At 37.8% G+C, this 23,358-nt stretch carries 20 protein-coding genes and 1 pseudogene; 16 read left to right on the top strand and 5 right to left on the bottom strand.

The window, feature by feature from the left end; genetic code table 11:
• Positions 1 to 198 precede the first annotated feature (198 nt).
• The 16 genes and pseudogenes from QQK02_RS05930 to QQK02_RS05855 all read left to right on the top strand — a co-directional run bounded on the left by QQK02_RS05930 (position 199) and on the right by QQK02_RS05855 (position 20,311).
• Positions 199 to 2,376 (top strand): TonB-dependent hemoglobin/transferrin/lactoferrin family receptor, encoded by a 2,178-nt coding sequence (locus QQK02_RS05930; RefSeq protein ID WP_284207058.1) that lies wholly within the window; start codon positions 199 to 201, stop codon positions 2,374 to 2,376.
• Positions 2,377 to 2,598: 222 nt separating this feature from the next.
• Positions 2,599 to 2,778: pseudogene (locus tag QQK02_RS05925) on the top strand (CCA tRNA nucleotidyltransferase); the annotation flags it as partial.
• A gap of 104 nt (positions 2,779 to 2,882) precedes the next feature.
• On the top strand, positions 2,883 to 4,460 hold the full coding sequence (locus QQK02_RS05920; RefSeq protein WP_284207057.1) for a site-specific integrase: 1,578 nt from the start codon (positions 2,883 to 2,885) through the stop codon (positions 4,458 to 4,460).
• Positions 4,460 to 6,268, top strand: a complete 1,809-nt coding sequence (locus QQK02_RS05915) for a hypothetical protein (RefSeq protein WP_284207056.1) — start codon at positions 4,460 to 4,462, stop codon at positions 6,266 to 6,268. Before QQK02_RS05920 ends, QQK02_RS05915 begins: the two co-directional genes overlap by 1 nt.
• The gene (locus QQK02_RS05910; protein ID WP_284207054.1) at positions 6,265 to 8,232 is read left to right on the top strand and encodes a site-specific integrase; all 1,968 of its coding nucleotides are present in this window, start codon (positions 6,265 to 6,267) and stop codon (positions 8,230 to 8,232) included. Before QQK02_RS05915 ends, QQK02_RS05910 begins: the two co-directional genes overlap by 4 nt.
• On the top strand, positions 8,229 to 8,687 hold the full coding sequence (locus QQK02_RS05905) for a hypothetical protein (RefSeq protein ID WP_284207053.1): 459 nt from the start codon (positions 8,229 to 8,231) through the stop codon (positions 8,685 to 8,687). The genes QQK02_RS05910 and QQK02_RS05905 overlap by 4 nt, the downstream gene beginning before the upstream one ends.
• A 3-nt stretch (positions 8,688 to 8,690) precedes the next feature.
• Entirely contained in the window at positions 8,691 to 9,938 is a 1,248-nt protein-coding gene (locus QQK02_RS05900) for a multifunctional CCA addition/repair protein (RefSeq protein WP_284207052.1), read from the top strand.
• A gap of 151 nt (positions 9,939 to 10,089) precedes the next feature.
• On the top strand, positions 10,090 to 11,346 hold the full coding sequence (locus QQK02_RS05895) for an HlyD family efflux transporter periplasmic adaptor subunit (RefSeq protein WP_284207051.1): 1,257 nt from the start codon (positions 10,090 to 10,092) through the stop codon (positions 11,344 to 11,346).
• A 220-nt stretch (positions 11,347 to 11,566) separates the two neighbouring features.
• Positions 11,567 to 11,764, top strand: a complete 198-nt coding sequence (locus QQK02_RS05890) for a hypothetical protein (protein ID WP_284207050.1) — start codon at positions 11,567 to 11,569, stop codon at positions 11,762 to 11,764.
• Between the two features lie 16 nt (positions 11,765 to 11,780).
• The gene (locus QQK02_RS05885) at positions 11,781 to 12,017 is read left to right on the top strand and encodes a glycine zipper domain-containing protein (RefSeq protein WP_284207049.1); all 237 of its coding nucleotides are present in this window, start codon (positions 11,781 to 11,783) and stop codon (positions 12,015 to 12,017) included.
• A 506-nt stretch (positions 12,018 to 12,523) separates the two neighbouring features.
• Entirely contained in the window at positions 12,524 to 14,701 is a 2,178-nt protein-coding gene (locus tag QQK02_RS05880; protein ID WP_284207048.1) for a peptidase domain-containing ABC transporter, read from the top strand.
• 154 nt (positions 14,702 to 14,855) lie between these two features.
• Positions 14,856 to 15,932, top strand: a complete 1,077-nt coding sequence (locus tag QQK02_RS05875) for a multifunctional CCA addition/repair protein (RefSeq protein WP_284207047.1) — start codon at positions 14,856 to 14,858, stop codon at positions 15,930 to 15,932.
• Between the two features lie 121 nt (positions 15,933 to 16,053).
• Positions 16,054 to 17,310, top strand: a complete 1,257-nt coding sequence (locus QQK02_RS05870; protein ID WP_284207046.1) for an HlyD family secretion protein — start codon at positions 16,054 to 16,056, stop codon at positions 17,308 to 17,310.
• 168 nt (positions 17,311 to 17,478) lie between these two features.
• Entirely contained in the window at positions 17,479 to 17,658 is a 180-nt protein-coding gene (locus QQK02_RS05865) for a class IIb bacteriocin, lactobin A/cerein 7B family (protein ID WP_284207045.1), read from the top strand.
• A 17-nt stretch (positions 17,659 to 17,675) separates the two neighbouring features.
• Positions 17,676 to 17,867, top strand: a complete 192-nt coding sequence (locus QQK02_RS05860; protein WP_284207044.1) for a hypothetical protein — start codon at positions 17,676 to 17,678, stop codon at positions 17,865 to 17,867.
• 311 nt (positions 17,868 to 18,178) lie between these two features.
• Positions 18,179 to 20,311, top strand: a complete 2,133-nt coding sequence (locus tag QQK02_RS05855) for a peptidase domain-containing ABC transporter (protein WP_284207043.1) — start codon at positions 18,179 to 18,181, stop codon at positions 20,309 to 20,311.
• A 57-nt stretch (positions 20,312 to 20,368) separates the two neighbouring features.
• Here the strand turns inward: QQK02_RS05855 and murA are convergent, their stop codons facing one another.
• The 5 genes from murA to mlaD are packed head-to-tail and all read right to left on the bottom strand — an operon-like array spanning position 20,369 to position 23,355.
• Positions 20,369 to 21,631, bottom strand: a complete 1,263-nt coding sequence (gene murA / locus QQK02_RS05850; protein WP_284207042.1) for a UDP-N-acetylglucosamine 1-carboxyvinyltransferase — start codon at positions 21,629 to 21,631, stop codon at positions 20,369 to 20,371.
• 20 nt (positions 21,632 to 21,651) lie between these two features.
• Positions 21,652 to 21,909 carry a BolA family protein gene (locus QQK02_RS05845; RefSeq protein ID WP_284207041.1) on the bottom strand — a complete coding sequence of 86 codons (258 nt, stop codon included), beginning with the start codon at positions 21,907 to 21,909 and terminating at the stop codon, positions 21,652 to 21,654.
• Positions 21,910 to 21,920: 11 nt separating this feature from the next.
• A complete protein-coding gene (locus QQK02_RS05840) occupies positions 21,921 to 22,232 on the bottom strand; it encodes an STAS domain-containing protein (protein ID WP_284207040.1) in 312 nt (103 codons plus the stop codon).
• Positions 22,232 to 22,876 carry an ABC transporter substrate-binding protein gene (locus tag QQK02_RS05835; RefSeq protein ID WP_284207039.1) on the bottom strand — a complete coding sequence of 215 codons (645 nt, stop codon included), beginning with the start codon at positions 22,874 to 22,876 and terminating at the stop codon, positions 22,232 to 22,234. Before QQK02_RS05835 ends, QQK02_RS05840 begins: the two co-directional genes overlap by 1 nt.
• 8 nt (positions 22,877 to 22,884) lie before the next feature.
• A complete protein-coding gene (gene mlaD, locus QQK02_RS05830) occupies positions 22,885 to 23,355 on the bottom strand; it encodes an outer membrane lipid asymmetry maintenance protein MlaD (protein ID WP_284207038.1) in 471 nt (156 codons plus the stop codon).
• Positions 23,356 to 23,358: the final 3 nt, after the last annotated feature.

Below are 23,358 nucleotides of genomic sequence, written 5' to 3'. Positions count from 1 at the left end.
TCCAAACACTAAAAAAACAAGCTTTTTCAAGATTGATGGCAGGCATTCTATATAAGATAAAAAACAATTACAACAAATGATAATTATTCGCATTTGTGTTTACATTAAGTTTTTGATCGGTTATGTTGAAAAAAGAACATCAAGACGCGGCTAATTTTTAATACCGCCAAACGAAACAAATATAGGATTTAAAGACTCATGGTTAAGCACCATTTATCAGCTATTAGTGTGGCAATCGCAGCTACATTCGCCACAGGTCAAGCAATTGCCGACGACGCACCGGCAACCGTTTTAGAAAACTTAGAAACGATTACAGTAACGAGTAAACGCGTTGACAAACCTCTTAAAGATGTTGCTGGTAGTGTTACGGTAATTAGTGCACAAGATATTGAAAAGCAGGTAGTTACTGACATGAGTCAACTGTTTAAATACGATCCCAGCGTTGAAGTGACGGGCGACGCTGGCCAGGCACAAAATATCATTGTTCGTGGTATGGGTGGTGATCGTATCCTTCTTATTAAAGATGGTATGCGAATGAATGAAGGCTATGGTGCTAATGGTCTAAACGACATTGTCGGTCGTGGTTTCATCGATACAGATACCGTGAAACAAGTAGAAGTAGCAAAAGGCGCTGCATCGTCTCTTTATGGTTCTGATGCATTAGGTGGCATTGTGGTATTTACCACAAAAGACGCGAACGACTATCTACAAGATGATGAAGATTTTGCCGGTAAAATAAAATTTGGCTACAACTCAATTAGTGAACAATTTAGCACTGGTGCTACTTTGGCCCTACGCACGGGTGATGTTGAACATTTACTGCATGCAACAAAACGTTCTGGTGAAGAACAACAAAACTACCATGAAACAGAACCAGCGTTAGATATTGAGTCTGAATCTTTACTTTATAAAGGTAAGTACAATATCAACGAAACTGACTACATTAGTTTGTCTGCTGACTTCTGGAAACAAGACGTAAAAGGTGATTACGCCTATGGTCTACTTGAGTATTTCCGTGATTTAGATGGTTACACAATCACAGATGAAAATAGCACAAGTGAACAAGAGAATAAGTCGTTCCAGTTGCGTTATTTCTCTCAAACTAAAACGAGCTTATACGATGTATTAAGTGTGTCTATTTATCAAAATGATACAGAGCAAACTGACGTTGAATATGGTCAACTAGACATTAATGCCAACTTCGGTTTTCCACTGATTGAAATTCGCGATATGTGGAAAACATCTGTTTATTCGCAAGATACGCTTGGCTTTATTTCTCATGCAAGTTTGCAACTCAATGACAGTCATACCATTGGCTACGGGTTAGACATTGAAAACTCAGAATCAACGAGAACTGAAGTAAAGCTTTATGAAGTAGAAGGTGTAGCTAAAACGGGATACCCACAAGAAGAAGATAAATTCCCAAAAACAGATGTTGAGCGCAGTGGTTTCTTCATCAATGATGAAATCACAATGTTAGACGGCAAGCTAACTGTTACACCAGGCGCACGTTTTGACCAGTATGAAATGACTGCAAATGGCGCATTGAAAGAAGATGGCAGCGCATACAAAGACTTTGATGAAAGCAACGTATCATTGAATATTGGTGCTCTCTACAAGTTCTCTGACACAATCGCTGGTTTTGCTCAGTACGGTCAAGGCTTCAAAGTACCTGCATACGACTTAGCGTATATCAACCATGATAATTCTCTATACGGTTATAAAATCGTACCAAGTGATGACCTATCTCCAGAAGAAAGCGATACCTTTGAAATTGGCGTTCGTGGCCACACGGGTGATTTATTCTTTAGCGGTGCAATCTACTACAGCGAATATGACAACTTTTTATCAACTGAATTAGTTGATATTGAAACAAGTATTAACCCTTGGACGGGCCAACCTGCCGATGTATTGGTTTATCAATACCGTAATATCGATGCCGTAACAATTAAAGGCATTGAAGCAGCCGTTCGCTACCATATCAATGATGAGATTGCGGTTTACGCAAATGCTGCATACAACGAAGGCGAAGATGACACGACAGGTGATTACCTGACAACATTAACACCTTTATCTGGAGTTATCGGCGTGACTTACTCACTTGATAACCTAACAGCTGATGTTGTTGTTAATTGGGCTGACGACATGAAAAAAGCCAATGAAGGCGAATTCAAAGCAGCAGGTTATGGCACCGTTGATGCGATGGTTAGCTACGAAGTAAACGATCAATGGATGTTCAATGTAGCGATTAACAACTTGTTTGATAAAGAATACGTGAAGCAAATTGATTTAAACGGCCATGCGACAGGTCAAGACCTGAGCGGATTTACTGAAAGCGGAAGAACAATCGCAGCTAACGTGAGTTTTCAATTTTAATTATTTTTTAACCTCCTCCAAGCAGGTTCAGTTTGTAAGAATAACGCTAGCAACTCCAGGCACGCTAAACGTTATTGAGCGCTTACGAACTGAACCACCCTTTCCTTATAAAATCCCCTTAAACTGAAACAACAATCCACACCAACTTTATGCGCTTTCGTTTTATCTAGCGTGCATGTTCGTGCTAATATTCCCTGTATTATTTGTACCAAGATTGATGTAATGACCGTATTAAATACCTACCTTGTAGGCGGCGCTGTTCGCGATGAATTATTAAACCGAAAAGTTGTAGAACGTGACTACGTAGTCGTTGGTGCAACTCAAGAACAAATGCTGTCATTAGGTTATGAACCGGTCGGCAAAGACTTCCCTGTTTTTTTACATCCAAAAACCAAAGATGAACAATACTACACTTGATTTTCAAAACACCTTTACTACACACCAAAAAGTTGTGACTTTGTTATATGTATGGTAACGTTGATACTCAGTTTATGGGAGAGTATTAAATGTCTACCGTAGAAAAAGAGATTATTGGATATACCATAAAAAATTTTAGCTTAGGCTCTCCTAAAGCAATTATAGATGAGCATGGTGAGTGCAAAGTTTTAATCAACAATAGCTCTCCTCTACAAACGTTCACATTACTTCAAAGGCACACCAGACAAGATAACGAACTTATCAATATCGAATATTTAGATGCCGCTAATAACTTTTTAATACACAAAAAAGTTAATGATGAGCTTTTAAATACCAATACTTATTCAACAGCTCTTATTCATTATTTTCATTTTTTAGAAACTCAAACGATTGGTCAAGGCGAGTGCCCTAAAGAAGTAATCTGTGAGCAATGTCAAAACCGCCCTATGAGATGGGATGAAATGCCATTTCGTAACAGTGAAAAACCTACATACAAATACAGAAAATATCTTAAAGCAATATATGCATCCACTGATCCCGATGAACATCTAGCACGCTCAACCTGTAATAGCTACATTGGCGTAGTTACTAACTTTTATAAACACTATCTATTAAAAGGCTATCAGTTCAAAAATAAACCGTTTGAGCATGAAATTTTACGTATTGAATTAGAAAACAAGTCAGACAATATTCAAGCAAGTTCAACTCATGTTGTTCATACAACTGATCTTCGTTTAAAGCTTGGCCGTGATATGAGAAATGACGGCACCAAACGACCATTAATCCCCCTATCAACTGCAGAGTGGTCAGAAGTTGATCGCATTATTAGAAAAGAACGACAAGTAATTAAAGTTATTGATGGAAGTCAAAATGTAGCAAGACTTGATGTGGAAAGTGCCTTTATGTTTCTTTTAGAACGCCATACAGGTATTCGCAGAGAAGAAATGCTAACGCTTAGGCATAGCCATATTCGTTTACCGAATGATAAAGATAGCAGCCTTGGTTATTGTCCAATAGATATAGGTTCACAAAGTAATACCAAAACCAAAGGGGAAGGCAACCCAGACCGAACCATACATGTACCAATTGGGCTTATGCTGCAACTACACAATTATTTAAACAGTGAACGTTATATAAAAAGGAAAAAAAAGTACGAAAGAGCAGTGAGTAAAAGCAAGGAAGTCATTCAAGAATATGATCAGCTTGAGAAAGATGGTGTAAATACCCCTTCACAAAAAACTAGATCATTAACTGCTATTGAGAAAAACGTTGAGGAATGCAAAGCATTTATCGACTCTATATTGGTCCCAGATGAACCATATCTATTTCTAAATAATAAAGGTAAGCCGTACTCATTATCTTCGAGTAATGCTCGATGGTGTGAGATCCGTAACACCGTATCTAAAAGTCTAGGTTATGACTTTGAGCATAAGCCGCATAACCTAAGATCAACCTATGCAGTAGAAACACTCAAACAACTTATCACTAAGGGTATGAATGTAGATAAAGCTATTGATTATATTCAAGCCCGACTAGGGCACGTCTCCCCTGACACCACAATGACCTATTTGAAATTTGCACAAAATGAGTTATCAGGCCATGAAGTTTACGAACATGCATTAGATTTCATTCTTGATGAATGTGACTGTGACATGGGGGAATACTAATGGGTCTACTAGGGAAGAAAAAACGCAAAGCATTAAAGTCCGAACCTAAAGAAATAGTTAATAATGTTCACCCTATTTCCATTGAAGCAATGGTAATAAACATTAGACAAGGAACAAATTGCTACTTCAAACGTTTGAAATATAAAGACTGCCCCAGAATAGCAACGGGTGGAAAAAGTAATGGAAATTTCGTTTCAGGAACAGAGTTGGTCGATATGAATAGGGAAGATTTCATTCGAGAGTGTTGGAGTATACTAAATTCACTAACAATCAATGAAACAACCAAAACATATTTTGATAGCTTAATTCGCTATGTGAAATATTTAGATTCAGATAATCGAGTAGCTGATTTTGAAGAAGCCAACGTATTAGCTTTTCATAGCTACCTAATAGGTCTAGCTGATAAAGGGGAAATATCTCGCAATACGATAACGCTAAAGTTTACTGGCGTAAGTAAAATTCTTAGAGAACAAGGTAAAATTGAGCTATTAAGAAAAATCCCAATCATTGAAGGAAGAAAGCAAACAGTAAATTCCTTTAAAGCTTTATCTATTGCAGAGTTAAAACCTATAGCTAACACGCTTTACCAGTCATTTAAAATATTATCGTCACATTATTTATCTGGTACTAAACCCCAAATACACCCATTCTTTGATCCCGATAAATTATCCCAAACAGGCCATACAAAAAAGCAGATAAGTAAAATTGAAAATGGGGCAAGAATTTCAGTAAGAGGTAACTGGGAAAATCACATGATCCGTTGCGCCATGATGATTACCTTTATGTTAACAGGTATGAACTTCGCGCCTTTATGTAAGATGAAGCGGAGTGATGTTAAGTTTAAAAAAGGAACAGGAGACTCATACACTTTTGATTCAGTCAAAGGTCGTTCAAATGACCAACAACAAGATAATCCTATAGGATTTACTAAACGAGCTAAAGAGTTTGTAGAAATGTGGCTGCTTTTATCGGAAAAATTAACAAAAAATAATCCAAATGCATTACTTTTTCCCCACATAGCCAAAGACAAACCCCTTGGTAATTGGCTCAAAAACCCACCACAGAACGCAATTAATGAGCAACTCGCTAAATACGGTTACGCCCATATAAACTCAAGCCGTTTTAGAAAAACACGTTCAGATATTCTAATGAAAGTAATGAACAGCGTAGTTGAAGTTGCTAACGCTAATAATACCACGGTATCAACAGCTCGTAGCTCTTACCTGAATGGTGTTGAGCAAGATCACCAGCGCTCATTAGCAGGCGCGTTTCAAGTGCAAGCAGGTATTGCCAAAGGCAAAAATAAAAAAGAAGCCATTGAAGAGCTATCTTTTAAGTTTAAAGACCCTCTATCAAACTTTGACTATAAAAAGTTAAAGAAAAAAGGCGCAGCAAATAAAACCCCCAGTGGGATGCGCTGCGAAAAACCACAAGGTGATAAAGCGAAAAAAGTTATTAATGCTTTGAAAAAAGCGGGTCTTGCATTAAATGATTCTATCAATTCTTGCACTGACTTTCTTGATTGCTTCGGATGTGGTGATCACCGCCTCATTGCAGAGAAGGATGATATTTGGTTGATGCTTTCGTTTAAAGATACCATTGAAGAAAGCTTAAATAGATCTGCTATTAACAGCTCACCATCCTCAAAATTTCGTAAAATTTTAAATACCGTGGTCGAAATATTAAAACGTTTCAAAGAAGTAGCTCCTAGCGAATTTGATGCTGCCACTGAACTAAATAAAGACAATCCTCATCCGTTATATAGTGATAAAGACTCCATTAACGACCTACTAGGAGTTTACTCATGAATTCAACTTCCGATCATCAAAAGCATACCAACGTAGAAAGTGCAGCCTATGATACAAATAACCCTGTTGTTACTTTTTACAGCGATGGCTCTGTTTGCTCACGTATGCAAGATATTGAATGGAGTTTTGTTGCAAAATTAAAGACAGGCGTAGGTAAAGAAAACAAAGTTACTTTTAGTAATGTTGAGAAAAGCCATCGTTTAGATATTCAAAAAGTAGTTTATAAAATACACGAACAGACCCCTTGCTCAGTTTCTGTCCTACAGATGCGGATTAATAATTTAAAGCTTATCGCCAATTGTCTTGGCTCAACTATGTGGTCAAAGCTGAATCAAGACAATTACTATCGTCAATTTAAAAACAATCTAAAGAATAAAAAATACTCTATAACAATATTAGACCAAGTATTAGCTTGCTTAAGAAAGTTACACGATCTTGGAGTAATTTCTCGCTATGAGAAAAACACCAAGTATAAATTCACTAAGGGGCTTGCTTGTTCAACTAAACAGGTAAAAAAACAACATATAGCTATACCTGAGGGCATGTCATCTCAACTATTTAAAGTAGCTATGGATATAGTTGATAAATATCACCCATATCGTCATGAAATTAGCGCAATCAATGCTAAAGCCATTCAAACACAAAAAGAAGTATTCGAAGAAGCTGATTTAAAAAGAAAGGTTAAAAAGAGCGCATTGCAACATAGAGTTACTGCTCGTATAAACAAAATTAAACACAATGTTCCTGACTTTAAATTATCTTTGTTATTTGAAGATATACTTGAAATTCAATCAGCCTGCTTACTGGTTATACAAGGGTTTAGTGGTGTTCGCTTAGGTGAAAGCGTCAGTTTTGATAAAAATAGCTATGATTCAGTTCCTTTCTCTGATGAATTCGACATTCCTCTATTACTCGGTGAAATCACTAAAGTAAACGAAAATGGAGTACCAACACGCGAAGCTTGGGTTACTCACCCCATATCAGAAAAAGCAATTGAACTTGCATATGATATGAGTGAATATGCCAGAGACATCTACAAAGTAATAATAGAAAGCTACCATGAAGACGAAAAGAAAATTGCAGAGCGAGAGTTAAATACCGCTTTTATAACACTGGGAGTGATCTCACAAAAAACAAAATTTATCCAGCAGAAAAGCTACGCTAGACGCTATCTCAAGTTTCAAAAAAAATACAATATATCCGCAACTCAAGCCGATGTTGATGAATTTGATTTATTAAATCCGACACGAAAAGGCACTCTTCATGTAGGAGGTTTCCTACCGAAGCTATCTCCACACGACTTTAGACGCACCTTTGCAGTATTTCTTGTCAGAAATAAGCTTGGCAATTTAATGACCTTAAAACACCAATATAAGCATCTAAATATTGCTATGACAGCATGGTATGCAAATCACTCTCAATTAGCTGCACAGATGGATTTTGAGCTTGATGATGAATTAAAAGAATTGGTCAAAGCTGCTAATGAAGATCTTCACACAGATATTCTCTTTCATATATTTAATGAGTCAGAAACATTATCTGGCAAAGAAGGGGAGCGAATAGCAAAAGAGCGCGATTGTTACGCAGGTGAAATATACATGTCTCGTGATGAGATAAAAGAGCAAGTTAAAAATGGCGCACTTAGTATTGTTGAACACCCTACTGGATTTTGCACTAACCCAACGTGTGACCGTATTTGCGCTTCTGAAACATCAACTGTTACTTGTCAGCATGAAATAGTTACACCAGAGAAGGCTAAAAGCCGAATTCCCGTCAGAAATCGCCTTATAGCAAGATTTAATGCACTAAATGACGAAAGAACTTATATGGCGAGTATCCTGACTCAAATGTATACCCAAATTAAGGCTATTGAAATCACATTATCAAAACATAACTTAGACTTCATTCCATTTGAGGCTGAGATTAAGTCACAAACCATGTTAATAGCGAGAGAAAAATTATGAAAGTTTCTAAAAAGCAAATCACAGAAGCTCGCTTAAAAGCAGCAATGAATAGATTACTAGATGGTAAACCAGAAAAAGTGAAGCCAAGCGGCAAAATAACACTGAATAGAATCAATAACGAAGCTGGCTTAAGTGCGAGTTACATCCATAAATTTCCTGAATTTGTCAACGAGGCCGAAGCTATTATTGCAAATTATGAAAAAGAGCATGGCACAACCTATATAGAATCCCTAATTGAGCATCAGGTGGATGAAAGTGAAGTTGAAAAATTGAAGCGAAAGCTTAAAACAGAAAAACGCTTGAAAGAAACTTACAAAGAGCAAAGAGATACTTTTAAAGCGATAGCAGACCAAATCGTTGAAAAAGAAGCTTCCTTGCACTTTCGTATTTATGAACTACAAGAAGAAATTAGACAATTAACCCACGGCTCAGTTACGCCAATTAATAGGAAATAAACAATGAAGGTATACTTAGTTGGCGGTTATGTTAGAGACAATGAAATGAATAGGTTGCTTGGTACAACAATCACAGCAAAAGATCGTGATTGGGTAGTAGTTGGCTCAACAGAAAGTGAAATGCTTAAACAAGGTTTTAATCGAGTGGGTAAATTTCCAGTCTTCCTCCACCCTCAAAATAAGGAAGAATGGGCACTAGCGAGAACAGAGAAAAAAACTGGTAATGGCTACAAAGGCTTCGAAGTTGATTTCAATCCAAATGTCACCCTAGAAGAAGATTTAAGCCGAAGAGACCTCACCATCAATGCAATGGCACAAAATCCTGATACTGGCTTGATTATAGATCCATACAACGGAAAAACGGATATTCAAAACAAAATACTCCGCCATACTAGCCCTGCTTTTGTTGAAGATCCATTAAGAGTATTGCGGGTTGCTCGATTTGCAGCACGGTTTAATGAGTTCACTATAGCCCCTGAAACAATGGTAGAAATGCAGCGCATCGCAGATGCTGGGGAATTAGAATATCTAACACCAGAAAGAGTAAGTCAAGAAATTCTCTCAGCCTTAAGCGAAGATCATCCAGAGATCTTTTTTAATGTGTTAAGAGAGTGTAATGCACTGGCTATCATTTGGCCTGAACTCAACGCACTTTGGGGGATACCTAACCCAGTACAACATCATCCAGAAATCTGCACAGGCATTCATACCATGATGGTATTGCAACAAGCGACACGGCTATCCTCTAAAACCACCATCAGATTTGCAGCACTTTGTCATGATCTTGGCAAAGGTGTCACACCCAAAAATGAACTACCTAGCCATAAGCGGCATGAAATTAGAGGACTCCCTCTAGTTGAAACATCGTGTAATCGCTTTAAAACTCCCAATGAATACAGACAACTGGCACTAAAAGTGTGTCAATTTCATTTACATAGCCATAGAGCTTTAGAGCTAAAATCAAGCACTATTTTAACCTTATTCAACCAACTGGATGTTTGGCGAAAACCACAAGAATTTGAAGACTTCTTAATAACTTGTGAGGCTGATGCTAAAGGCAGACTAGGATTTGAAAAACGAGCATATCCTCAAGCTGATTTACTCCACCTTGCCGTAAATGAATGCTTAAAGGTAAACGCCAAAAAGTTTGTCGAAAATGGCATACACGGCAAGCTAATAAAAGAGGCTATTAATAATGAAAGAGTGAGTATTATTCAAGCAATAAAAAATAATTTCGATAAACCGAACTAGCCAATTTAAATCATTAAATACAATAAGTTAAATATTACTTAGGGGGGGGGGGGTAAAAGCTCTCAAAAAGTTAATTTATTGTAAATTAATACTTGACGATGCAACTTTAAGTGTTTTAGAGTCCACACCGCTAAGTATTCAAGGATTTGATATGTCGTTATTTAGAAAGGAAGCTGTTTCCCATCAAAGTGAGCGTTTAACAGGTGCAATCACCTTAGCGCAACCGTTATCTATCAAACTAACTGTTTTAATATTAGTGTCTGTTGCTATCGCAATTGTCACGTTTTTATTTACAGCCGAATATTCTCGCAAAGAAACAGTACGTGGCTTTTTAATGCCAAATAAAGGGGTTATTAAAAGCTTTGCTACTCAAGGTGGGACAATTGAGCGTTTATTGGTTAAAGAAGGTGATGTTGTTGAAAAAGACCAAGCCCTAGCGACTATGATCATCCACCAAAACAGTGCTGATGGTTTGAGCTTAAGTAGCAAACTACAAAAGCAACTAACGTCACAATTATCATTGCTTGATGAAGAAATAAGCCAATACCAAGCGATTCAAATAAAAGAAAATCAAAATTTAAAAAACAAAGCATCAGCATTAAAGAGTGAAAAAGTAGCACTAGAAAGTCAATTTAAACTTGTCAACGAAAAACTTGAATTGCTGTTGAGTCAACAACGAGATGTTGAGCAGTTGAATATTAGCGGGTTCATTTCTAAATTTGAAAAAGAAAACCAGCTACAAACATTACTTGAAGCAAAGCAAGAAAAACAAAATATCGCACGTTTACTACTTCAACAAAACAACCAAATTAATCAAACCGCTTTTGATAAAGCAAATTTACCTCAACAATATAAGTTACGCATTAATAGTTTGCTGCGTGAAAAAGCGGATATTGAGAATCAACTAGCGCAAGTACAAAACAATCATAGCTACACAATAACCGCTAGTCATGCAGGCATAGTCACAGGTATTCAAGTGGTTGAAGGAGAAACATTATCACCTTCGAAAGCGCAATCAAAACCACTTCTGCATATTCTTCCTGAAGGTTCAGAGTTAGTAGCTGAGCTACTATTGCCAACTCGAAGCGCAGGCTTTATTGCCAAAGGTCAAACATCACGCTTACGTTTTGATGCTTTTCCTTATCAACGCTTTGGTTTTATTGAAAGTGAGATCACCCGCATAGACCGCGCACTTATTGCGCCAAATGAAGTACAACTGCCAATAGCACTTCAAGAGCCAGTTTATCGCTTAAGAGCAAAGTTAACCAAGCATCAAATGCAAGCCTACGGACAAGCATTTGAACTAAAAAGCGGAATGCTATTTGAAGCGGATATTATGTTGGAACAACGAACTTTGATTGAATGGTTACTAGAGCCAATTTACAGCTTAAAAGGACGAGTAAGTTAACTGATACATGATTGTCACCCTGAATTTATTTCAGGGTCTAAAGGAATTTTTCTGATACGGCAATAGTGAAAAGCCTTGTTAGAAAATAAAGCGGCTGACTTTAGTCAAACTTTAGCGAGACAAACTAAAGTCAGCCTAATTAACAGCTCATTATCATGAGATATTGAGCAAATTAATCACCCGACATAATAAAAATGTCGGAGATATGGAGTATAGCATTATGCGTGAATTAAACGTAAAAGAATTAGAGCTAGTAAATGGCGGTGGCGATGCAGTTGATGCCGTTCAAGGTGCAATAAGTGGTGCAGCCACAGCTGCTACGGTTGCATTTGTGGTTTCAGCTTCAAACCCTGTAACTCTAGGCGCAATGGCTGTTGCTGCTGTAGTTGGTGCCGCGATAGAGTATTTTAGTGAATAATCAAGGATAAAATAAAATGAAAGTACTAAGTTCAAATGAAATTTTGGAAGTTTCTGGTGGTGTTGATGGTGGAGAAGCTTTGGAAGGAGCGCGTTCTGGTGCGCTTGACGGTGCAGCCGTAGGTGCAACTATCGGCTCAATGGTTTCTCCCGGTGCAGGTACATTAGTTGGCGGAATAGTTGGCGGAGTAGTCGGTGCAGTTGTTGGCGGTATTGACAGTGTTATGGATCAAATCGAAGCTGACCAATCTTAATTCATTCTGGCTCTTTGTTTTATCAAAGAGCCACTTTTTGGGATAAATAAAATGACAAAATTAAATGTTTATTTGTACATAGTCTTCTCCATAAATCTTTCCTATATTTCTGCGAGTAAGGACTCAATGACAGTTTCAGTATTATTCGCTTTACTAGCGATATTAGTATCTGCAAGGTTATATAGGTTTGAAGGCGGAACTAAACTAAATAATGATAATTCAAAATTTCCTTTTTTAAGAGTACTTGCGTTTTTATTAAGAGATCAAAAAATAGTTACAGAGCAAACTGATAGATCTCTTCTATCTATGTTCATAGTAAGTACATTTTCTTTAGCTACAATAGCATCTCTCAATTTATATTTAAGCCATATAAATATATGGTTATTGTTTTTTGGGTGCCTTACTTTTTCTCTAGCTTTTTCGTTTATTATGATAAGAAAGTATACGTAATGTATTTTTGAGTAAAGCACAATTCTCCCATAAAACGTCACATCTGGTAAATTAATATGAAAAACTCTTCAATTGCTACAAGTCTCTTAAAGTTTAGTCGAACAAAATCAGTCCCTTTAGTATTGCAGACAGAGATTGCTGAGTGTGGCTTAGCTTCAGTCGCTATGATTGCGAGTTACTATGGCTGTAACATTTCTATTCAGTCGATGAGGAAGGAGCTGTTTACAGCCAAAAATGGGATGAATCTACAACAAGTGATCAATTTGAGCGATAACTTAGGTTTAGCTACAAGAGCTTTGCAGTGCACTGTCGAAGAAGTTTATAAATTACAAACACCATGTATATTGCACTGGGATATGAATCACTTTGTTGTACTAACAAAAGTTTCAGGTAAAGGTAAGAGTTCAAAATTTTCAATTAATGATCCAGCTATGGGAAAACGCATGTTAACCTGCAAAGAGTTCAGTAAACACTTTACAGGTATTTGCTTAGAGCTTTCACCTACCAGTAAATTGGAGGTAAAAGAAGAGAAAGCTCAAATAAAGTTTACCCAGTTGTGGTCTTCAATGTCGGGCTTAAAATCAGGACTGTTAAAACTAATTGGCTTGTCGTTGGTACTGCAACTCTTTGCCTTAATGACCCCCTATTATATGCAGTGGGTAGTGGATGAAGTATTAATTAGTTTTGATAAGCCATTGCTTACAGTATTAGCCATTGGCTTTGCGTTAATCGCTATTGTTTCAGTAGTAACTAATGCTGTACGTAGTTGGTTGATTTTAAGGCTTTCTAGCCTGCTCAATATGCAGATGGGTGTAAACCTGCTTAGGCATTTACTGCGTTTGCCGATGAATTATTTTGAATCACGTCATGTGGGCGATATTGTTTCACGTTTTGGCTCACTTGCTCAAATTCGTGAGCGTATTACCACTGGTTTTGTTGAAACACTGGTTGATGGTGTGATGGCTATTACTGTGCTAATAATGATGGCGCTTTATTCATTAAAGCTTACCGCTGTGGTGCTTGCTGCAATAGCGCTTTATACCTTAGTGCGATTAGCCTTATATCGTCCGCTTCACCAAGCCACCGAGGAAATGATCCAAGCATCAGCCAAAGAGCAGTCTAACTTTTTAGAAAATATTCGCGGTATGCAAACCATTAAGTTGTTTGGTAATGAATCCCAACGCCAAGGCATTTGGCAAAATCGCTATGCGGAAGTCATTAATAGTGAAATACGCTTGGGCCGTTTAAACATCAGTTTTAGTTCTTTCAACAAACTGTTGTTTGGTTTGGAAAATGTATTGGTGATTTATTTTGCTGCACTTATGGTGATGGCTAATAGCTTAACGGTGGGTATGGTGCTGGCTTTTATTGCTTATAAAGGACAACTTACTGCTCGCTTTGCCAATTTAATTGAACAAATTATTCAATTTAAAATGATGCGACTGCATCTTGATAGGATTTCAGATATTGCCCTCACTGAGCAGGAGGCTAACCGTGAAGGCGAAGCTGCATATCTATCAGGTGATACCCCGTCTGAAGAAAATCAATTTAAAGGTCAGCTTACTTTAGAAAATATCTGCTTTAGTTACAGTGAAGAACAAACACCTATCCTAAACAACGTAAATTTAACGCTCAATGCAGGTGATTCTATAGCAATTACAGGTGCATCTGGCGCAGGTAAAACCACGTTAATGAAAACCATGCTGGGATTATTACAACCAACGTCAGGCAAGGTGCTACTTGATGGTAAAGATATCACACAACTTGGTTTAAAAAACTATCGAAAACAAATAGCAGCCGTAATGCAGGATGATACTTTATTAGCAGGCTCTATCGCAGATAATATTAGCTTTTTTGATCCTCAACCCAACTACTTAAAAATAGAACAATGCGCTCATTTAGCAGCTATTCATGATGACATCACTAAGATGACTATGAGTTATAATTCACTCGTTGGTGATATGGGATCAAACTTATCAGGTGGGCAAGTACAGCGGTTGCTTTTGGCTCGTGCCTTATATCAATCACCTTGCGTCTTATTTATGGATGAGGCAACAAGCCATTTAGATAAAGATAACGAAGCTAAAATTAGCGAACAGATTCAGCATTTACCGATGACGCGACTTATGATTGCTCACCGACAAGAAACGATCAATATGGCTGAACAGGTCTATCATTTAGAAAATGGTACACTAACAAATTTAAACGATATATGCTCTAAAACCGCTAGCTAAGCTATTTAGGATCTATGTATAAAAGTGTGAAAAATTGAGTTTGGAACTTAATTTTTCACATGTTTATTTTAAATATGATGCTCTTCAATCAACTTCCTTAAAAACCAAGCGATATAATGCTTTTCATTACATTCACACAACATAAAGTGTAATAGTGGACGAATACGCCCTAGCTCGCACAGAAAAGAAACAAGGTCATGGTTACCAAGGTTTTGTTTGCCACGCATCACCAGACGTGAGTTTAGTTGACGACTTAAAGCGAAGAGATCTCACTGTCAATGCCATGGCCAAAGGCCCTGATGGAAAAATAATTGACCCATACGGCGGACAAAAAGATCTGCAGGCTAAAGTGTTGCGACATGTCAGTCCTGCATTTGTTGAAGACCCACTAAGAGTTTTACGCGTTGCTCGATTTGCCGCTAGATATGCTGATTACGGATTCAGCGTTGCGCCTGAAACAATGAATTTAATGGCAGATATTGTTGAGCAAAATGAATTGGAAAACCTTTCATCAGAGCGTATTTTTAAAGAGTTTGATCGTTCACTTACTGAAAATCATCCAGACATATTTGTCCAAGTACTAAAAGACTGTGGCGCACTTGAAAGAATTTGGCCAAGTTTAGATAAGTTATGGGGTATTCCAAATCCAGCCAAATGGCACCCAGAAATTTGTTCTGGTATCCACACCATAATGGTTTTACAACGAGCTGTCGTTTTATCCGATAAACCGTCAATTCGTTTTGCTGCGCTTTGCCATGACTTAGGAAAAGGATTAACTGAAGAAAACCACTGGCCTAGCCATCATGGCCATGAAAGTGCCGGCCTTCCTCTCGTAAAAGAGATATGCAAAAAACTCAAAGTACCAAAAAGCTATGAGCATTTAGCACTGCAGGTTTGCCAATACCATTTGCATTGCCATAAAGCGTTCGAATTAAACCCTAAAACGATTTTGAAAATGTTTAATTCACTCGATGTCTGGCGAAAACCTGAGATGTTTTCCGACTTTTTAATTGCGAACAAAGCTGACTTTCAGGGGAGAACAGGCTTTGAAGAGCGCCCTTACCCGCAAGCTGATTATTTACTTGAAGGCTTTCACGCTTGCCAACAAGTATCAGCTAAGCCTTATGTAGACCAAGGGTTGAAAGGTAAGGAAATAAAAGACGCAATGAATGAAGAGAAGCTAGCCATATTAACTGGCCATAAAACCAAATTTACCGTACCAACTATTTAATTGATTTTTAAGAAATTAATAACGGTATATGAATTATATTTTAAAGTTTTATAAAATTTTATTTGATCAATCTGCTTTCCTGAACTAATTTTTTAACAATTAAATATTCAAAGGAATGAATATGACATTGTTCAGGCAGGAAGCCATCAATCACCAAAGTCAGCGCTTAACAGGCGCGATTACCTTAACGCAACCGATGTCAATAAAGCTAACTGTAACTTTATTGGTGGTCATTACTGTGTCAATCATTCTTTTTCTATTGAACGCTGAATATTCGCGCAAAGAAACTGTGCGCGGATTTTTAATGCCCAACAAAGGGGTAATTAAAAGCTTTGCTCCGCGTGGTGGTACGATAGAAAAACTTTGGGTGAAAGAAGGAGATCACGTTGAGGAAGGTGCAGCTCTTGTAACCATAGTCATTCATCAAACCAATGCAGACGGACAATCCTTAGGAAGTCAGCTTATTAGTCGAGTTCAACAACAATTAGACCTTGTAAATAATCAAATTGCACAACATAAACAACTAGAAAGAACTGAGCTAACAAACCTCAAAAGTCGCGAGAAAGCGATAGCCAAAGAACAAACCGCATTAAGCATTCAAGCAACCCTAGCACAAGATAAATTGGCTTTATTACAATCACAGCAAGAAAACCTAAACCTACTCAATAAAAATGGTTATGCGTCGACTTTTGAAGCACAAAGATATCAACAGGCAATACTTGATGCGCAACAAGATAATCAACGGATACAAAGGCTTTTAGTGCTGGCTGACAACCAGGTAGCACAAATAAACCATGATCGTCGAAACATTCCTCACCAATATACATTGCAGGTTAACAGCTTACTTAGACAAAAAGCCGAGCTTGAAAATCAACTCGCACAATATAAAAATCAGCACCGATATACAGTAACCGCTAGCCATGCTGGCACAGTTACAGGTATTCAAGTTTTGCAAGGTGAAACGCTTTCCTCTTCAAAATCACATGCAACACCTTTATTGCATATTCTCCCCGCGGGCTCTGAGCTTATCGCTGAAATTCTATTACCCACACGCTCAGCTGGATTTATAACCTTAGGGCAAGAAACACGTCTCAGGTTTGATGCTTTTCCTTATCAGCGCTTTGGTTTTATCAAAAGCGAGATTACCCGTGTAGATAGAGCGTTAATTTCACCCAATGAAGTATCTTTGCCAATACAGCTGCAAGAGCCAGTTTATAGATTGCAAGCTAACTTAAGTCAGCAGCAGGTTAACGCCTACGGGAAAGCATTTCCTTTAAAAAGCGGCATGTTATTACAAGCCGACATTATGTTAGAAAAACGATCATTGATTGAGTGGCTGTTAGAGCCAATTTATAGCTTAAAAGGTAGGATAAGCTAAAATATTTTCTAATCTCGAAAATGGAGTTTATTGCGAGGTTTGAAAAAGGAAAGGCTAGTTTAATAAATTCATCTTGAAGCTTAAATTAGTCAAATGAACGCTAATTTTATAATTAGCAACAACACGAACACAAAACGGAATAAATGTGTTCATTACATGGAGAAAGTTATGCGTGAACTAAGCATAAATGAAGTAAAAGAAGTGAATGGTGGTGTATTACCCGTAGCTGCAGTAATTTTAATTGTCAGAGCAGGACAACTTGCTACAAAAGTAGCTAAAAACAAAAAAGTTCAAGAGGCCGCAGGTATAGCTATAGGTGCAGTAGCTTCTTGGTTTGTTCAAGACTAATTGAAAGGTAGAAAACTATGAAACAATTAACCCCAAAAGAAATTGGCCAGGTAAATGGCGGAGGCTTTCTAGCCGGAATAGCTATTGGTATTGCAATAGGTAGTCTAGCAAAAAAAGCATATAACAATTACCAACAGAGTAAAAAAGAACGTGAAGAGGCAGCACAAAAAGCTGCCACCGAATGCGTAAATAATCCAAACTGCGCATAAAATTATTACAGCCCTTTTTTATAGAGGGCTTTACTGACGGAAAGCTTATGTCTTTAATTATCTTATTAGTTTGTTCAATCATTATTATTTGCATAGAAGAATCTAAAAGAAAAAGTCCTCAGCCAATTGCACAAAGGTTGAAATTAGCAACACTTCAAATAGTTTTTACAGTTGTAATGATTCTAGTCATATTATATTTTTTTTCGGAAATAATTGGAGCCTCGACTCAACAAATTGAAATTATCGGAGCAATTGCGTGCATGATTTCGATAATTGTTTGCGCATATGCTTTCCGCAGAAAGTGAGACCTCATGACCTCTACTTTAAATTTTAATCTAGTAAAAAATACTCCACTTATCCTCCAGACAGAAATCGCTGAATGTGGCCTAGCGTCAATGGCGATGATCGCTTGCTACTGCGGTCGCGATATTGATCTACCTACCATAAGAAAAAAATATTCAGCCGACATAAAAGGAATGAACCTCCAGCAACTCATCGAGCTAGGTGATCACTTAGAGTTAGCTAGTCGAGCCTTACAATGCCCGATTGATGAAGTTCATAAACTTCAAACGCCTTGTATCTTGCACTGGGACATGAACCACTTTGTCGTTTTAACCAAAGTTTCAGGTAAAGGGAGCACTGCAAAATTTTCAATCAATGACCCCGCTGTTGGCAAACGCATTTTAAATGTAAAAGAGTTTAGCAAACACTTTACAGGTATTTGTTTAGAGCTCACACCAACCAGTAAATTTGAGAAGAAAAAAGAAAAATCTCAAATGAAACTCTCCCAGCTATGGAGCTCTATTTCAGGACTTAAATTGAGCCTTGTAAAGTTAGTTGGGTTGTCCTTAACGCTTCAGGTTTTCGCTTTAATGACCCCATATTATATGCAATGGGTGGTCGATGAAGTGCTTGTTAGCTATGACGATTCACTCTTAACAATTTTAGCGTTAGGTTTTGCGCTTATTGCGATAATTTCAACCATTACCCACGCAGTAAGAAGTTGGCTGGTGTTACGAGTTTCTAGTGTGCTAAATATGCAAATGGGCGTGAACTTACTTAGGCACCTATTGCGTTTACCTATGAACTATTTTGAATCGCGCCATGTTGGCGACATTGTTTCTCGCTTTGGTTCACTTACACAAATACGAGAGCGCATTACCACTGGTTTTGTTGAAACCTTTGTTGATGGCTTCATGGCTATTACCGTCCTGATAATGATGGCGCTTTATTCCTTAAAACTAACTGCTGTAGTATTGTGTGCAATCGCACTTTATACCATTGCTCGTTTAGCCCTATATCGTCCATTACATCAAGCAACCGAAGAACTGATCCAAACATCAGCAAAAGAACAATCCAACTTTCTCGAAAGCGTGCGTGGTATGCAAACCATAAAGCTGTTTAGCAACGAATCACAACGCCAAGGGATTTGGCAAAACCGCTATGCAGACGTCATTAACAGCGAAATTCGCTTAGGTAGACTGAATATCAGTTTTGATTCTTTTAATAAGTTACTGTTTGGTTTAGAAAATGTAATAGTGATCTACTTAGCAGCCATCATGGTGATGGAAAATAGCTTAACAGTAGGTATGGTACTGGCCTTTATTGCTTATAAAAACCAACTAACATCTAGATTTGCAAATTTAATAGAGCAAATCATTCAATTTAAAATGATGCGACTTCATCTAGATAGAATTGCCGATATCGCCTTAACAAAACAAGAAGAACATAGAGAGGGGACAATACAAATCATTGAAGCTAAGGGCCAGCTAACGCTAGAGAATATTTCTTTTCGATATGGAAATGATCAACAAAACATCTTAGCTAATATAAACCTTTCCCTAAACAGTGGTGATTCGATCGCGATAACCGGCCCTTCTGGTGCGGGTAAAACAACATTAATGAAAATCATGCTTGGGTTATTAAAACCCACTTCCGGAAAGGTGCTACTTGATGGTAAAGACATTACTCAACTTGGCTTAAAAAATTACCGAAAACATATAGCAGCAGTAATGCAAGATGATACCTTACTAGCAGGCTCTATCGCCGATAACATTAGTTTTTTTGATCCTCAACCTAACTATTTAAAAATAGAACAATGTGCTCACTTAGCAGCAATTCATGATGACATAGCCAACATGACAATGGGCTATAACTCATTAGTTGGCGATATGGGCGCAAACCTATCTGGTGGGCAAGTTCAGCGACTGTTACTTGCACGAGCACTTTATCAGTCACCTTGCGTACTATTTATGGATGAAGCCACAAGCCACTTAGATAAAGATAACGAAGCCAAAATTAGTGAACAAATACAACACTTGCCAATGACTCGGGTGATGATTGCTCACCGTCAGGAAACCATTAGTATGGCAGACCAAGTATTTGAATTAAACAATGGGCAATTAAGCCATTTAGCAAATAATATTAGCCAAACAGCTAGCTAAAAAAAATCCCCAAGCTTTTCAACTTAGGGATTTTATTAATGCTAGATAAAATAGGCTTTAGCTCGCTGAGATACGAACGATGTCAGCGCCTAATGCTTGTAATTTATCTTCAATATGTTGGTAACCACGGTCAATATGATAAATGCGATCAACCTGAGTTTCAGTCGTTGCGACAAGGCCAGCAATAACTAAACTTGCAGAAGCACGTAAATCGGTTGCCATTACTTGTGCACCATTTAGTGACTCAACACCATGAGAAATTGCCGTATTACCTTCCAATGAAATATCAGCTCCCATGCGTTGAAGCTCTGGTACGTGCATAAAGCGATTTTCAAAAATTGTTTCCGTTGTCGTTGCTGTGCCGTCAGCAATTGCATTTAAAGCAACGAACTGCGCTTGCATATCAGTAGGAAACGCTGGGTGTGGCGCTGTCTTAATCGTAACGGCTTTTGGTTTCTGCTTCATTTCAAGCTCAATCCAATCGTCACCAACTGTAATTTGCGCACCAGATTCTTGCAGTTTACTGATAACAGCATCAAGTGATTTTGCATCAGTATTTAAACAACGCACTTTACCTTGAGTAACCGCTGCAGCAACCAAAAAGGTACCTGTTTCAATGCGATCAGGCATTACCGTATATTCACTACCTTGAAGTGATTTCACACCTTCAATAGTTAACGTATCTGAGCCTGCACCCTCAACTTTTGCGCCCATCGCATTTAAGAAGTTTGCTAAGTCTACGATTTCAGGTTCACGTGCAGCATTTTCGATAATGGTAGTGCCATCAGCTAATGCTGCCGCCATCATTAAGTTTTCAGTACCGGTAACACTTACAGTATCCATAAAAATAGTAGCACCAGATAAACGGCCATCTTTTTTAGCTAAGATATAACCTTGATCAACTTCTATATCACCGCCCATTAATTTTAAGCCGTGAATGTGTAAGTTAACTGGGCGCGCACCAATAGCGCAACCACCTGGCAATGAAACCTCAGCGTGACCAAATCTAGCTAACAACGGGCCTAACACTAAGATAGAGGCTCGCATTGTTTTTACTAATTCGTATGGCGCTTTACAGTTATCAATTTTACTTGCATCAATCGTAAGTGAGTTATCACTAACCCATTGTGCTTTTGCGCCTAAAGAGTTGAGTACTTTAAGGGTAGTATTAATGTCATTTAAGCGAGGTACATTATGAATTGTCACTTGCGTTTCGCTCAGGATAGCCGCCATTAAAATTGGCAATGCTGCATTTTTTGCACCTGAGATAGTGACTTCACCACGCAACGGTTGACCACCGTTAATTTTAAAAGCGTCCAAAGTAATCTTCTTTCTATGAATTAAATAGGTAAGTTAAACATTTTATCACGTTGCCACTGCTCCGTAGTAAAAGTTTTTATTGAAACTGCGTGAATTGTGCCTTCTTTGATTGACTCTGAAAGCGGTGCAAAAATTGTTTGCTGCTTTTTAACACGAGACATCTCAGCAAAAATATCTGATACGGCAATCACTTTACATTGAGAGCCGTCAAAACTTACATGTAATTCGTCTAACGATAGCGCGTCATTAATTAACGCTTTAATTTGATCTACGTCCACAATAATTCCTCTTAACTTGCGGTTGTTTCTTGGCTGGGGAATAAGGTATCAACAGCGCTTAATTTTGCTAATTTAACCATATCTTGAGGCAAGTTAATAAAGTTTATTTCACATTGACGCTTTTGCGCCTTTTCAACAACTAATAATACCCATGCTAAACCGGCAGTATCGACATCTTGAATTTGTGAAAAATCAAGGGTACAGCTTTGCTGCTCACAAATACTCTGCAAATGTTTTTTATGAATATCAGGCACACTATGGCGGTTTAATGAACCGGCAAGCTCAAAAATACTACCTTGTTGTTTAATCGTAAGTGTTGACATTAGTTTGGTAATTCTACGCTGTTACTATATGAAATATCTTGCAAGCTCTTTTCTTTCAAAAGCTTAGTAACATAAGGTAAGCCTTTTTGGCGCACCAAAGAACTCAATTCAGCTTGCTTAGAGTCCAATAAACTCACGCCTTCTGCAATCATATCAAACGCGCGCCACTCATTGGTTTTACGGTTTTTTCTCACCTTAAAAGCAATACTAATAGGTTCCCGACCTGGCTCAATAACCAAGGTTTGCACTGCAACAATTTTTTTGTTCGCTGTTGACTTTGCCGGTTCAAATTTAACTTCTTGGTTATTGTACATAGTAAATACTTGGCCGTAAGAAGTAATTAAGTACTCTTTAAAAACAGGAATGAACTCGTTCAAATCCTTTTTATCGATTTTCTTTAAATTCGTACCAAGCACTTTTAATGCGGCGTAGCGATAGTCTACGTAAGGAATTAATTCTTCACGTACAACATCTTTTAACAAATTAGGGTTAGCACGAATATCACTTTGCGAGCTTGCGACACGCTTAAAGGTGATATCTGCCACTTCTTCAATCATTTGATAAGGGTTTTCTTTACTTACTTCTGATGCAAAAACTTGAATACTTAGTAAAGCCCCGATTAGTAATCCACTTAACTTTTTCATAACTCTCTCTAGTCACCACTTCCTTGGCTAAATAAAAATTGCCCAATTAACTCTTCTAGCACTAATGCTGATTTTGTATCTTCGATGTAGTCACCCGGTTGCAATATTTCAAGTGACTCGTCAATAAAACCTGGTTGTAAACCTAAATATTGTTCGCCTAATAAACCCGACGTTAAGATAGAGACCGACGTAGCTTCAGAAAAATTGTCATATTCTTCAAAAATATCGAGTGTCACGACAGGGGTAAAATCTTCACTATCTAAACTAATATCACTAACACGGCCAATAACCACGCCACCAACTTTGATTGGCGAACGAACTTTTAAGCCACCAATGTTTTCAAACTTTGCATACAACTGATACGTTGTACCATTGCCTGAGAAACCACTATCAGCCACTTTTAATGACAATGCTAAAATTGCTGCCAACCCTAATGCGACAAACAGACCTACAATAAATTCAACTTTTTTTGACACCATGTC

This window comes from Thalassotalea eurytherma, assembly GCF_030161415.1.
GTDB lineage: Bacteria > Pseudomonadota > Gammaproteobacteria > Enterobacterales > Alteromonadaceae > Thalassotalea_G > Thalassotalea_G eurytherma.
Note: the sequence above shows the minus strand (reverse complement) of the source record. Positions and strands in the feature narration are given on the sequence as shown.

Excerpts from the sequence above, each read along its gene's own strand:
- QQK02_RS05865 (WP_284207045.1), top strand. The coding sequence starts at position 17,479 with ATGCGTGAACTAAGCATAAATGAAGTAAAAGAAGTGAATGGTGGTGTA.
- QQK02_RS05840 (WP_284207040.1), bottom strand. The coding sequence starts at position 22,232 with ATGTCAACACTTACGATTAAACAACAAGGTAGTATTTTTGAGCTTGCC.
- QQK02_RS05880 (WP_284207048.1), top strand. The coding sequence starts at position 12,524 with ATGAAAAACTCTTCAATTGCTACAAGTCTCTTAAAGTTTAGTCGAACA.
- QQK02_RS05930 (WP_284207058.1), top strand. The coding sequence starts at position 199 with ATGGTTAAGCACCATTTATCAGCTATTAGTGTGGCAATCGCAGCTACA.
- mlaD (WP_284207038.1), bottom strand. The coding sequence starts at position 23,355 with ATGGTGTCAAAAAAAGTTGAATTTATTGTAGGTCTGTTTGTCGCATTA.
- QQK02_RS05920 (WP_284207057.1), top strand. The coding sequence starts at position 2,883 with ATGTCTACCGTAGAAAAAGAGATTATTGGATATACCATAAAAAATTTT.
- QQK02_RS05870 (WP_284207046.1), top strand. The coding sequence starts at position 16,054 with ATGACATTGTTCAGGCAGGAAGCCATCAATCACCAAAGTCAGCGCTTA.
- QQK02_RS05835 (WP_284207039.1), bottom strand. The coding sequence starts at position 22,876 with ATGAAAAAGTTAAGTGGATTACTAATCGGGGCTTTACTAAGTATTCAA.
- QQK02_RS05890 (WP_284207050.1), top strand. The coding sequence starts at position 11,567 with ATGCGTGAATTAAACGTAAAAGAATTAGAGCTAGTAAATGGCGGTGGC.
- QQK02_RS05860 (WP_284207044.1), top strand. The coding sequence starts at position 17,676 with ATGAAACAATTAACCCCAAAAGAAATTGGCCAGGTAAATGGCGGAGGC.
- QQK02_RS05905 (WP_284207053.1), top strand. The coding sequence starts at position 8,229 with ATGAAAGTTTCTAAAAAGCAAATCACAGAAGCTCGCTTAAAAGCAGCA.
- QQK02_RS05855 (WP_284207043.1), top strand. The coding sequence starts at position 18,179 with ATGACCTCTACTTTAAATTTTAATCTAGTAAAAAATACTCCACTTATC.
- QQK02_RS05910 (WP_284207054.1), top strand. The coding sequence starts at position 6,265 with ATGAATTCAACTTCCGATCATCAAAAGCATACCAACGTAGAAAGTGCA.
- QQK02_RS05895 (WP_284207051.1), top strand. The coding sequence starts at position 10,090 with ATGTCGTTATTTAGAAAGGAAGCTGTTTCCCATCAAAGTGAGCGTTTA.
- QQK02_RS05885 (WP_284207049.1), top strand. The coding sequence starts at position 11,781 with ATGAAAGTACTAAGTTCAAATGAAATTTTGGAAGTTTCTGGTGGTGTT.
- QQK02_RS05915 (WP_284207056.1), top strand. The coding sequence starts at position 4,460 with ATGGGTCTACTAGGGAAGAAAAAACGCAAAGCATTAAAGTCCGAACCT.
- QQK02_RS05900 (WP_284207052.1), top strand. The coding sequence starts at position 8,691 with ATGAAGGTATACTTAGTTGGCGGTTATGTTAGAGACAATGAAATGAAT.